8 protein-coding genes are annotated in these 12466 nt (G+C 57.9%); 2 read left to right on the top strand and 6 right to left on the bottom strand.

Annotation, left to right across the window (positions count from 1 at the left end; genetic code table 11):
- Window positions 1-13: 13 nt before the first annotated feature.
- Window positions 14-1285 carry a TolC family protein gene (locus N5D53_RS13575; RefSeq protein ID WP_080563836.1) on the bottom strand — a complete coding sequence of 424 codons (1272 nt, stop codon included), beginning with the start codon at window positions 1283-1285 and terminating at the stop codon, window positions 14-16.
- A 402-nt stretch (window positions 1286-1687) separates the two neighbouring features.
- On the opposite strand from N5D53_RS13575, the gene N5D53_RS13570 reads away from it, so the two are divergent.
- Window positions 1688-3031 (top strand): OprD family porin, encoded by a 1344-nt coding sequence (locus N5D53_RS13570; RefSeq protein WP_013974881.1) that lies wholly within the window; start codon window positions 1688-1690, stop codon window positions 3029-3031.
- A 490-nt stretch (window positions 3032-3521) separates the two neighbouring features.
- Window positions 3522-4196 (top strand): heavy metal response regulator transcription factor, encoded by a 675-nt coding sequence (locus N5D53_RS13565; protein ID WP_129931841.1) that lies wholly within the window; start codon window positions 3522-3524, stop codon window positions 4194-4196.
- A gap of 1321 nt (window positions 4197-5517) precedes the next feature.
- Here the strand turns inward: N5D53_RS13565 and N5D53_RS13560 are convergent.
- From N5D53_RS13560 to N5D53_RS13540, 5 genes are all read right to left on the bottom strand, one after another.
- Window positions 5518-5844, bottom strand: coding sequence for a four-helix bundle copper-binding protein (locus N5D53_RS13560; RefSeq protein ID WP_129931842.1), 327 nt, complete (start codon window positions 5842-5844; stop codon window positions 5518-5520).
- A 160-nt stretch (window positions 5845-6004) separates the two neighbouring features.
- A complete protein-coding gene (locus tag N5D53_RS13555; protein ID WP_129931843.1) occupies window positions 6005-6358 on the bottom strand; it encodes a copper-binding protein in 354 nt (117 codons plus the stop codon).
- A complete protein-coding gene (locus N5D53_RS13550) occupies window positions 6355-9513 on the bottom strand; it encodes an efflux RND transporter permease subunit (protein WP_241799393.1) in 3159 nt (1052 codons plus the stop codon). The genes N5D53_RS13555 and N5D53_RS13550 overlap by 4 nt, the downstream gene beginning before the upstream one ends.
- Window positions 9510-10973: an efflux RND transporter periplasmic adaptor subunit gene (locus N5D53_RS13545; RefSeq protein ID WP_129931845.1), complete on the bottom strand. Its 1464-nt coding sequence runs from the start codon at window positions 10971-10973 to the stop codon at window positions 9510-9512. Before N5D53_RS13545 ends, N5D53_RS13550 begins: the two co-directional genes overlap by 4 nt.
- Entirely contained in the window at window positions 10970-12220 is a 1251-nt protein-coding gene (locus N5D53_RS13540) for a TolC family protein (protein ID WP_129931846.1), read from the bottom strand. The genes N5D53_RS13545 and N5D53_RS13540 overlap by 4 nt, the downstream gene beginning before the upstream one ends.
- Window positions 12221-12466 lie beyond the last annotated feature (246 nt).

Genomic DNA, 12466 nt, shown 5'->3' with positions numbered 1-12466 from the left:
ATGTATGCCCCGTTCAGCGTGCGCCGGCGGTCGAGCCTACTTCGCCATAAACCCTTTCTACTTGCGCACGCGCATTGGTCGCCGCTGCCAGCGAGTCGAGATACTGGCCACGAGCAAGGATCAAGGTGCGCTGGGCGTCCAGTACTTCGATAAAGCCGAATTTCCCCATCTCGAATCCGCGGGTTGCGGTATCCACGGCCTGCTGGGCTGAGGGCAGAATGGTCTTGTCGTAGGACTCAACTTCTTGCATGGCGGTGGACCACTGGTTCAGCGCGGTTTGGGTTTGGGCGCGCAGTCTCAACTCGACAGCGTTACGCAGGTCGCGGGCCTGATCGGCACGTCGAGAAGCGGAAAGAATGTTGCCTTGGTTACGATCAAACAGCGGCAAAGGCATGGACAGACCAACGACATTGACTCGCTCGCGCACCGAGCGGTCGTACTGGCTACCCACGCTTACCGTGAGGTTTGGAATACGCTGAGCTTTTTCTGCGCCAAGCGAGGCATCGCTCTTATCAATCTCCACCACTGCCTGCCGCATTTCCGGAGTCTGATCGAGCTTTGCCAGCAACTCTTCAGTGCGCGGCGGCAAGCCAGGAGACAAGGTTGGTGATTCAAGGCGATCGAATATGGTCACAGAACTCCCCGTGACTTGGGCGAGTTGCTGGTAAGCATTCGCTTTTTCCGTTTCGGCGCGACGGACCTGCAACCGGGCTTCAGCCAGTTGAACCTGGGCGCGGGTAGCCTCCACAGGTGAAGATTTACCTGCGCGAACTCGACCATCGACAATGCGAAGGCCGCGCTCAGTAAGTTCAAGGGACTGTTTAGCGAGGTCGAGTCCGGTTTGGGCTCGTAATGCAGCGTAAAACGCCTGCACGACGTCTGCACGCAGACCATTCACGCGTCGGTCCAGTTCCAGTTGTGCAACACTCTGGCCGTATGTGGCGACATCTACGCGGGCTCCCCGCTTACCACCGAGCTCCAAGGTCTGACTTAGCGTAACGGTCGTTGTGCTGGTGTTACGCCGTGTGTCCTCCATCTCATACGAGATTTCGGGGTTTGGAATCAGCCCGGCTTGCTTGCGCGCACCGTCCGCGATGCCGATTTCCTGACGTGCCGCCGCGAGGTCTGGGTTGGCATCCATTGCCGTCGACAGCGCTTGGGGCAAGCTGATGCTTTGGGCAAATGCGGTGGGTGCCAGCAACCCGGAAATCACCGCACAGAGAGCGGCAATTTTCCACGGTGAGACGTAGGTCTTGGATAAGACATTGCGGTTATACCGGAGCACTTTCTTGGTCCTCGTGCACAAACTTCGTTAGCTTGGCCAGAACGCCGAAATAGCTGCCAAGCCCCACTGGATTAGGTGATGGCACTCTAAAGAGCGGTAGCTATCAGAGGGGTGGCTAGAAAATTACAATTTCGTAAGAAAAGCTTGTAATGCCCGAAAACGCTGATGACACAGTCGAACCACCGAATTTCATTGCGAACGCGAGAGATGGCTAGCATGCGGCGTCAATGACCAAAATAACGACCAGATGACGAAATTGTAATTTTCCTATCACCATCCCGTTATCTTCCGCCTGCAAATATGAGCTCGGCGCTACGCGAGGCGCGCCGTCGGCTCAGAACTTATAACGACACCCGCGCCGGAAAACATAATAAAAACTGCCGTAAATCAAAGGAGCATCGGATGAAAATCAAAGTACCACTGTATTTGGCGGCAGTTTCGGCGCTGTCTGGAAGCTATGCAGTTACTGCTCAAGCTGAAGATAAGCCCGAAGGTTTCATCGAAGGTAGCAGCCTTACAGTGCTCAACCGCAACTTCTATTTCAATCGTGATAACCGCGACAGCTCAGCCCCCACTTACAACAGCGGCAAGGGCAACACCAATGGCTACTCCGAGGCCTGGGCGCACGGGATCATCACCAAATTCAACTCTGGTTTTACCCAAGGGACGGTCGGCGTTGGTGTTGATGCCTTTGCCATGATAGGGCTTAAGCTCGATACTGGTGACGGGCGCAACGGCGGTCGTAGTTCATTCGACGTCATGCCTGTTGATAACAAAGGCGAAGCTCGCGACGAATACACCAAGGTTGGCGGGGCGGCTAAAGTTCGCTTGTTTGATACGGTCGTGAAAGTGGGTGATGTTTTCCCGTCGACGCCAGTTGTTGCATCAGGCGACTCGCGCCTGTTGCCTGAAAGCTTCCGCGGTGTGACCGTTGAGAACACCAGCATCCAGGGCCTCACCCTGCAGGGTGGCCGACTGCATGCGATGAGCCAGCCGGTCTCCAGCAATCTGAATGATAACTTCGCAACTTTCTACGGTGGCCCGGTTAACTCGCCTTGGGTAGGCTACGGTGGCGGTGATTACGCGATCAACGATAACTGGACCGTGAGCGTATACGCCAGTCAGTTGAAAGAAGTCTGGAACCAGTACTACGCTGGCACCAGCTTCGCCTATCCACTGAATGACGACCTTGCGCTGATTGGCGGCTTCAACTATTACAAAGCCGTGGATGAAGGGAAGCAGCGCCTAGGCGAGTTTGACAACGATATCTGGAGTGCCAAGGTCGGGGTCCGTTACGGCGCTCACACCCTGGCCCTGTCGCACCAACGCAACAACGGCGACGATGATTTCGACTACCTGCGTCAGTCAGACTCGATTTTCGTCGACAACTCTATCCAGTACAGCGACTTCAACTCACCGAAAGAGCGTTCCTGGATGCTGCGCTACGACCTGAACTTCACCAGCTATGGCATTCCTGGTCTGACGTTCATGACCCGCTACGCCAGAGGCTCGGGCGCAGACTACTCGAACGCCAACCAGTTCTACATGCGCACCGACGCCAACGGTGATCCGCTAACCAATCAGAAACGTTGGGAGCGTGACGTAGAGGTTAAATATGTCGTGCAAACCGGTCCAGCAAAAGACCTGTCCTTCCGGTTGCGCCAGGCCACCACGCGTGCCACTGCATTCGAATCGGATCTGGATGAAACTCGTGTGATCATTGAGTACCCGCTTTCGATCCTGTGATTCTCTAAGGGGATCAGTTTATTCGTAAACTGGTCTCTTCAGAAAAATGTGCATTACGAATTCACCTTGAGTGGCTTAAGTGCTCCTTTGGTAAAAGGTGGATATTTGGCGCCCTTTGGGCGCCTTTTTTTTACCTAAAATTCAATCAACCGTTCGAGTGTACGCATTGCATGCCGGTGAAACTCATGGCTGCACCAATGACCAGTTTCCTCGACATGAGTAACTTCGCCGTCATCTGAACGGAACAAAGTCAACACAAAGAAGAAAACAACCACATACTTCATAAGGTCAAATTACCTATTGGAGAGAGGGCCCGCACCTGTCAAACCCAAACCGCGAAAAGATATACCTCCAGACTATCAATCATATTACCTGGAAATTACAAATCCGTCATTTAGGCCCCACCCCGCTCATTTTGATTTACCATTCCTTTCAATAATGCCGGCGCGCGTGCGCGGTTAATTGCTCAGTGATATCGAGACAAAATCCCATGCGAATTCTGGTAATTGAGGACGAAGTAAAAACTGCGGAATATGTGCGTCAAGGCCTTACAGAATGCGGTTATGTCGTCGATTGCGTGCATACCGGGTCAGATGGGCTATTCCAAGCCAAGCAACACGAATACGAGTTGATTATTCTTGATATCAATCTGCCAGAAATGGATGGGTGGCAGGTACTTGAGCTTTTGAGGCGTAAGAATTGCCCCTCCCGCATCATGATGCTCACGGCGAGAAGTCGTTTGGCAGATAAGGTCCGGGGTTTGGAGAACGGTGCAGATGACTACCTGATCAAACCATTTGAGTTCCCAGAACTGCTAGCCCGGGTTCGCGCCTTAATGCGCAGGTCTGAACACCCTGCATCTGTGGAGATCATTCGTGTCGCTGACCTGGAGCTAGACCAGAGCCGTCACAGGGCCTTCAGGGACGGCCAGCGTATTGATCTGACGACGAAAGAGTTTGCACTTCTGCACTACCTAATGCGCAATACCGGCGTGGTGCTCAGCCGCACACAGATCATCTCACAGGTCTGGGATATGAACTTCGACTGCGATACAAACGTTGTAGAAGTGTCGGTTCGAAGACTTAGAGCCAAGATCGATGACCCTTTCGAGACGAAGCTGATCCATACGCTTCGCGGTGTGGGCTATGTGCTTGAGAAGCGTTGATCGCCCGCTACTTAGTCATGAAAACAGAGCCAGGGATCATGCATGTAAGTCGAGCCATACTGTTTTTGACCCTTAGCGCGCGTTTCCTCACTAAACGTATGAGGTGTGCTGGACATGAGGTATAGCATAGATTATCAACAGGTAACGGAAGGCCAAGCGTATGCCAGAGCTGACGCACGCTCAGCGGACATTGTTTTTAACAGCGCCATGGCTTACCTCTGATACTGTGCGCCGGCGATGAGGTTAATTTCCCGACTACAGCACCAAGCAGGCTCAGTCGCCGCTCAACGATGATGGCGCCCGCCGGCTTTTCTGGTTCGTTGCAGGGCTACTCACGGTCATTGCCTTCGTCATGGCCACCCTCTCTGTGCATCTTCTCACCTCGCTCAAGGAACTTGGCCTTCCAACGGTCACGGTGTTGGCGGTTGGGATGGTCATTGGGCCGGCCCAGGTGGTGGCAAGAGTATTGGAGTTCTCGCTTGCTCGGCATCTTCACCCAACCTGGTCGGCCGTGCCGGCGTGTTGGTGAGCTTCATCGGCATCTGCTTATTCATTCCTGGCGTGCCTTGGCTGGCATTCCCTGCAGCAGCGCTGTAGGGCGCCGGCATCGGGATTCTCACTATTGCCAGAGTCATCCTGCCTCTGGTGCTGTTTGGCAAGGGTATCGCGCACGCATGGGAGCATTAGCTCGCCCAATGGTCTTGGCGCAGGCCGCGGGGCCGTTTACTACGGCCTTTGTGCTGAGTACTCAAGGCGCACCTGTGATGCTCTTGCTCATGGCGGCGATGGTCGCTGTCGCGCTAGATAGCAGTTTCAAACTGCCCCTCAACCCAGTGCAACGTAGGTGAAGCTGGTGATTCTGCCCTCAAATCGGGGTACCCGCTAGATTTCCCCCCTAGCTTTGCCTTTGACTCTGCCTGGGGGTATACCGCCAGGGGATAATCGGCCTGCTTTGTCTTTGCGGATTGCCCTGCCAATTGACGGGGCCTACATAAGCCGTTTCCAATGCCCTCGACGTAGAACCATTCGCTCCGGCCGAAGCTGGCTGGTGGGCGTGAGCCAAGAGGCGTATCCTACAAATGCTTGCTCCGAGACTTGTTGGCCTACAGCCTCCCCTGGGAGACATCTGATAGCCCGCCGCCGAGGCGGGCTTTTTTGTCATCAGATCCGTAAGGCAGCGCCTTGGTGAATGGCTACCCAAGCTAGGCTCCGCCAGAGCGCATGCTCAACATCAGCGGTCTACCCGTCTCCCTAGCCAGACGGTTAACGACGTATCCATATCCTTTGTCAGGCGCATGGAAAGCTGACTGGGCGAAAACGCTTACGCAGCCATTGCTTCGCAGGATGCAGCGCAGGCCAAACAGGTCTGTGCGCAATGCTGACAGTGGTCTGCCTTATGCTTACCGCACGCCTCCCCGCAGGCGCGGCAAATCCTTGCGCACAACGCACAAAATTCCTTGGCGAGCATGCTTTCTCGTGTCATCAAGGTGGCCGCCAGCTTGCACATATCTGCGCAATCCCTGTCCAGCCTGATGCAGTCAGCCATCATTTTTACGTCCTGCTCTCGCAGGCAGGCTGACGCGCAGACTTCACAGGCCAGCGCGCAGCGCATGCATTCCGAGATGCATTCATCAAAGCTACTGTTCATGATCATATCTCCGGTATCGGGTCGATGAGATGCCAGTGCACCGTCTCATGACGGTATGTAGCGTTCGACCTGACGGGGGCCTGAAGATTGATTACATTTCTGTAAGCTTGTCCGAATCATCTCGGTATGAAGGCGTGCCCGATCATCCAAGGCTTTTCAATCACTGCTTCTGGATGCTCACGATTTTCGCGACACTTCCCTCCATACGGAACCCAAATTTCACCTTGTCTCCTACGTTCAAGCCCTTCAGCTGTGCAGACTCAGCTTGGAAGCCCATGGTCATCGCCGGCCATTTGAGCTCTGCTACCGGGCCGTGCGCCAAGGTGATTTTCCCGCTTTGAGGATCCAGCGCCTTTATTGTCCCCTCAGCATGCGCAGTGGGTGCCGCCTGGCTGCCTTGGCCACCCTCGGCGGAGGCTGGCATCTTCTTCATGTCCATTCCATCCATGTCCTGGGCATGCGCACTGGCGACGAAAGCGGTGACCAGGCCTGCGATGACAATTAGCTTTTTCACTGGATTTCTCCTGAGAGGTTGAGGGTAGCTACAGCAAGTTCGCGGCGACGGATCAGCCAGTACGCCGCTGGGATTACAAAAAGGGAAAGCAAGGGGGCGGTGAGCATGCCGCCCACCATGGGCACCGCGATGCGGCTCATGACCTCGCTGCCGGTACCGCTGCTCCAGAGGATGGGAAGCAGGCCTCCAACGATGACCGCCACAGTCATTGCCTTGGGCCTGATGCGTTGCACCGCGCCCTCACGGATCGCGTCGAGCAGCGCTGCTCGTGTGCTTTCGCCTTTGGCCTGACGCTCAGCCCAAGCGTTATTCAGGTAGATGAGCATGATCACCCCAAACTCCGCCGCTACGCCGGCCAGGGCGATGAAACCAACGCCAGTGGCCACCGACAGGTTGTAGCCCAGCAGGTACAGCAGCCAAACGCCTCCGGTTAGCGCGATCGGTAGCGTGCCCATGATGAGCAGCGCCTCACCGAGGCGGCCAAAGGTCAGGTAGAGCAGCACGAAGATAATGGCCAGCGTCGCTGGCACCACCCAGGCCAGACGGGCGTTCGCCCGCTCCAGGTATTCGAACTGGCCGGAGTAGCTCAAGCTCATACCTGGATCGAGCTTTACCTCGCTGTCGATCGCTTGGCGTAGGTCTGCAACAACAGACGAAAGGTCCCGGCCGCGCACATCGATGTACACCCAGCCCGAGGGGCGAGCATTCTCGCTCTTCAGCATTGGCGGACCATCGGTGATACGTATGCGCGCCACGCTGCCGAGCGTCAGCTGGCCGCCCTGCGAGGTGTAGATCGGCAGCTGACGCAACGCCTCCACCGAATCACGCCATTCGCGTGGATAGCGCACGCTGATGGGATATCGGGCCAAGCCTTCAACCGTTTCCCCGATGGTTTCGCCACCAATGGCGCCGGCCACGATGGCCTGTACGTCGGTGATGTTCAGACCGTAACGGGCAGCGCCATGGCGGTCGATATCCAGATCAATGTAGCGGCCACCAGTCAAACGCTCTGCCAGCGCCGAAGTCACTCCAGGTACCTTTTTCGCTGCCCGCTCCACAGCGAGGGTAGCCCGGTCTATCTGGTCCAGGTCACTGCCGGCAACCTTGGCGCCGATTGGGCTCTTGATGCCGGTGGCCAGCATATCGATGCGGTTGCGGATGGGCGGGATCCAGATGTTGGTCAGCCCAGGCACACGCACAGTGCGGTCAAGCTCCTCGATGAGCTTTTCCGTGGTCATTCCTGGACGCCATTCACTCTTGGGCTTGAGCCGAACGGTGGTCTCGAACATCTCCAGCGGTGCCGGGTCGGTAGCTGACTCGGCGCGGCCGGCTTTACCAAAGACACTGGCCACTTCGGGAACGGTGCGAATCAGACGATCCGTTCGCTGCAACAGCTCTGAAGCTTTCTGCGCCGAGAGTCCAGGCAAGGCTGAAGGCATGTAGAGCAGATCACCTTCATCGAGCGGAGGAAGGAACTCGCCCCCAAGATGATTCAAGGGCCACAGACTGCTGAGCAGGATGAGCAATGCTCCAGCGAGGGTAACCAGAGGCCGGCGCAGGACGACCTCCAATGCCGGACGGTACAGCCGGATGAGGCCCCGGTTGAGCGGGTTGCGCTGTTCCGCAGGAAGTGGCCCTCTGATCCAGTACCCCATCAGCACCGGTATCAGTGTCACTGATAACCCAGCCGCCGCTGCCATTGCGTAGGTCTTGGTAAACGCCAGGGGTGCAAAGAGTCGCCCTTCCTGGGCTTGCAGCGTGAACACCGGGATGAACGAAAGCGTGATGATCATGAGGCTGAAGAACAGTGCCGGTCCTACCTCGACGGCCGCCTCTGTCATTACCCTCCAATGCGCTTCGCCTCGCAACGGTTGACCAGGATGCCGGGCATGCCAAGCCTCAACACGTTTGTGGGCGTTCTCGATCATGACCACGGCAGCGTCCACCATTGCACCGATGGCAATAGCGATTCCGCCAAGGGACATGATGTTGGCGTTGATGCCCTGATGACGCATGACGATCAGCGCAATCAGGATTCCCACGGGCAGCGACACGATAGCCACCAACGACGAGCGCAGGTGCCAGAGAAACGCTGCGCATACCAACGCCACTACCACGAATTCCTCGATCAGCTTGTGACTGAGGTTCTCCACGGCACGGTCTATCAACTGGCTGCGGTCGTAGACGGTGACAAGTTCCACCCCGGCTGGCAGGGCTTTCTTCAGGGTTTCCAGCTTGGCCTTGACGTGCGCGATGGCCTCACGAGCATTCTTCCCGCTGCGCAGGATCACCACACCTCCTACGGCTTCGCCGAGGCCGTCCAGTTCGCCTATGCCTCTGCGGGCTTCCGGACCTATCTGCACCGTAGCGACGTCGCCTAATATCACCGGCACGCCCTTGGTAGCCAGTCGCAGGGGTATCGCTCTGAAATCATCCAGCGATCGCAGGTAACCGGCCGCACGTACCATGAGTTCCGCTTCGCCTTGCTCCAATACACCGCCACCGGTCTCCTGGTTGGCCTTGCCTATAGCCTCCACCACCTCAGCCTGGGTGATACCGAGGCTGGCCATACGCAGCGGATCGAGGACGACTTGGTACTGCTTGACCATACCGCCGATGGTGGCCACCTCAGCGACATCCGGCAGCGTCTTGAGTTCAAAGCGCAGGAACCAGTCCTGCAGGCTGCGCAGTTGCGACAGGTCATGGCCGCCGTTGCGATCGACCAACGCATACTGATAAATCCAGCCCACCCCGGTGGCGTCAGGGCCCAGTACCGGCTTGGCTGCCGCAGGTAATCGCGATTGCGCCTGGCTCAGGTACTCAAGCACCCGTGAGCGCGCCCAATACAGATCGGTGCCGTCCTCGAACAGCACATAGACGAAGCTGTCACCGAAGGCGGAGAAGCCGCGAACCGTTTTGGCCCCCGGAACCGAGAGCATGGTAGTGGTCAGCGGATAGGTCACCTGATTCTCAACGATCTGGGGAGCCTGGCCTGGGTAGGACGTGCGGATGATCACCTGCACGTCCGACAGGTCGGGCAAGGCGTCGATTGGTAGGCTACGCACCGAGACGAAGCCCCATGCCACCAGAAACAGCGTGGCGAGGAGCACCAGCACACGGTTGCCTACCGACCAGCGGATCAGTTTGGCAATCATGGTTGGCCCTCCAACACTTTGATCTGCTCAACGACCATGCCCTCGTCCCGTTCGCGTATGCCAAAGCGAATCTGCGCACCGATCTTGAGGCCATCAAGGAGAGACTGCTCAGCCACAGGGAAGGTCATGGTCATCCCTGGCATGCCCAGGGTGATGAAAGGACCGTGGGCAACGGTGAGCTGGGTGCCGTCTATCTGCACGACACGGCCATCCGCTTCATGCAGGGCTGGCCCCGCATTAGGCTGACTATCCTGCACCGTCGCCGCCTCGATGCCTTTCAAATTAGCGTCGGAGTCCAACAGGAATTGCCCGGACGCGACGATGCGCTGTCCTGCCTGAAGACCCTGCAACACCGCAACTTGGCCTTTGCTCTCCTGGCCCAACACGACTTCCACCGGCCGGAAGCGACCACCGTCTTCAGCCAGCATCACCAGGTCTCGCTTGCCGGTGCGGATGACCGCCTCGGCAGGCACCAAGAGGCTTTGCTCGGCAGACTCGCCGGGATGGAGAGCCACTTGAGCGGTCATCCCAGGACGAAGCCGCCCATCTCGGTTGGGCAACTCGATACGCAGGCGCAACGTGCGGCTCTGCAAATCGGCATCGGCCAATAGCGCAGTCAACTTGCCCGGTATGGGATCGCCTGGGAACGCTGGCAATTGCGCCTGCACAGGCTGGCCTTCGCGAAGGCCTTGAGCCTGGGCTTCCGGCACAGCCGCTTCCAGCCAGACGTTGGCCACTCCATTGATCCTTGCCAAAGTAGCCCCCGGCGTCAGCGTCATGCCGGGTCGCAAATCGAGAGCCTGGATTACACCGGCAGTGGGTGCGGAGAGTGTGACCGAAAGCTGCACCTTCCCAGTGCTCGCGACCCGGTTGATCAGGTCGGCCGGCATGCCGGCGAGCACGAGCCGCTGTCGTGCCGCCGCCGTCAGCTGAGCGTCACCGGAATGCCGCAGCGCCAGGTATTCCTCCTGCAAACCCGCCCACTCCGGGGTCAGCACATCGGCTAGAGGAGCCCCTTTGGCAACGATGTCGCCCGTCGCTCGACCATAGACGCGTTCGACGTAACCGCCAGTACGGGCCTGCAACACGCTGAAGTCGCGTTCGTCGAACGTCAGAACGCCGCTCACACTTAGGGTCCGTTCTAGCCGGCCAGCCGTCACCGTTGCCAATCGAATCCCAAGGTTTTGCTGGAGCCCAGCCGAGACCTGAACCGCAGGCTGCTCCTCGCCAGCCGTGTCATCCGAATACTTGGGCACGAGCGGCATGTCCATGAACGGCGATTTTCCGGGCGCCGGGAAGTGCTGCTGGGGATACATCGGGTCGTACCAGTACAGCGCTTTTTTTTCCTCACCTACTGGCTGCGATGGCGAATACGCACCTCTCCCACCTAGCCAGAAGCCCGCGCCTATCCCAATAGCAAGGGCAGCAGCCACGACGAAACCAATCGACCTATTCCTCATGCCCGCACCTCTCCATAAACGAAATGCAGACGCGCTGCTGTTGCCGCCAACTGTCCTTGCAGGTCCACATCCTGTAGCAGTGCCTCCACACGCTGCCGGCGTGCCGACAGCACTTCACTCAACGGCGACTTACCGGCGCGGTAGTCCGCCAGAGCGAGGCGTACCCGGTCCTCGGCCAGGGGCAAAAGTGTTTCGCGACTGCGCCGCACTGCCCGTTGCAAGCGTTGGTACTCGGCAAGGTCTGTTTCAAGCTGGGCTTGATGCTCGCGTAGGGCAGCGTCCTGCTCATCTTCCAATTGGCGAACTTGTGCGCGTCGTGCCGCAATCATCGGGTCTTGCCGTGAGCTGGTGAACAATGGCAATTGGAAGCTGACTTGCAGGCTGACCATATTGCTGAAGTCCGGACCACGGCGCTGATAATCCACTCCCCAGGACCAATCCGATTTCTTTTCCGCCTGAGCCTGGTGTACCTGGGCTTGAGCCTCGCGTGTCATGGCGTTGTAGGTATTGAGCTCCGGATGGGCATGGACGGAGTGCAGGTATTCAGCTGCGTCTACAGTCCAGACAGGGAAGGTCGGCGCGCCTACTTCGGCGTCCTGCCCAATCCAGCGCTTCAGCGCGGCTCGCGCTTGAGCTGCTTGACTCAACAAAACATCTTTCTGCTCGTCCAACTGTGCCAATTCCTGTTTGGGAGCCAACGTATCGGCCGTTGAGCCTGCGCCTCCGGCCAGGCGCGCTCGTACCGTAGAAGCCAGCAGCTGGTTCTCTTTGTAGAAAGCGTCGAACTGTTCAAGCTTTCGCTGCACGGTGTACGCAGTAACCCAAGCCTGTGCGGTTGCCGCCCTAACCTTCAAGCGTTCGAAGCTCGCCTCGGCATCGGCTCGCTCGACCGTGGCCTGCGCTGTCTCTATGCGAGCTTTGCGTTTGTCCCGGTTCGGTACTTCTTGGGACAGGCCAACCACCTGCATGGTCATGAAGTCTCTGTTCATGCTCCAGCGATCGGCGCCTTCAACCGGCAGGTTTTGTACCCCAAGATTCAGGCGCGGATCGGGTAGTTCGCCCGCTGGAATGACCGCGCTGCGCGCAGCTGATGCCTGCTCCTGGCGGGCCTGTAGAGAGGGAGCGTTGCGTTCAGCCAGTTGCAGCGCTTCATCCAGCGACAGCGTTGCAGCCTGAGCCGAGACAGCCGGCAGCAGTATTAACAGGACGGCCGTGGTTATCCGTCCCTGAAAACGTTGGGGAGTCATCAAATGATTCCTCGAAAGATCAGCGCCCAGGCGCGTGCCATCGCCCCGCTGCTAGGCGGAACGACGGTGTGAAATTAAGAGGGAATCAGACGCGGGGAGGCCGCCATGGATCGGGGGGAGAGCCTGTCGCTATGCCTACCGCGTAGGTATCGGCAGGTCGTGGCTTAGCAAAGGTCAGCCCAGGCGTCAGGAAGCTGAGCTGTACGGTACTGGCAGTCCTGCACTCCTGGCCGACCTTGCAGGATT

It is taken from the genome of Pseudomonas sp. GD03862 (genome assembly GCF_029840855.1).
GTDB lineage: Bacteria > Pseudomonadota > Gammaproteobacteria > Pseudomonadales > Pseudomonadaceae > Aquipseudomonas > Aquipseudomonas alloputida.
Note: the sequence above shows the minus strand (reverse complement) of the source record. Positions and strands in the feature narration are given on the sequence as shown.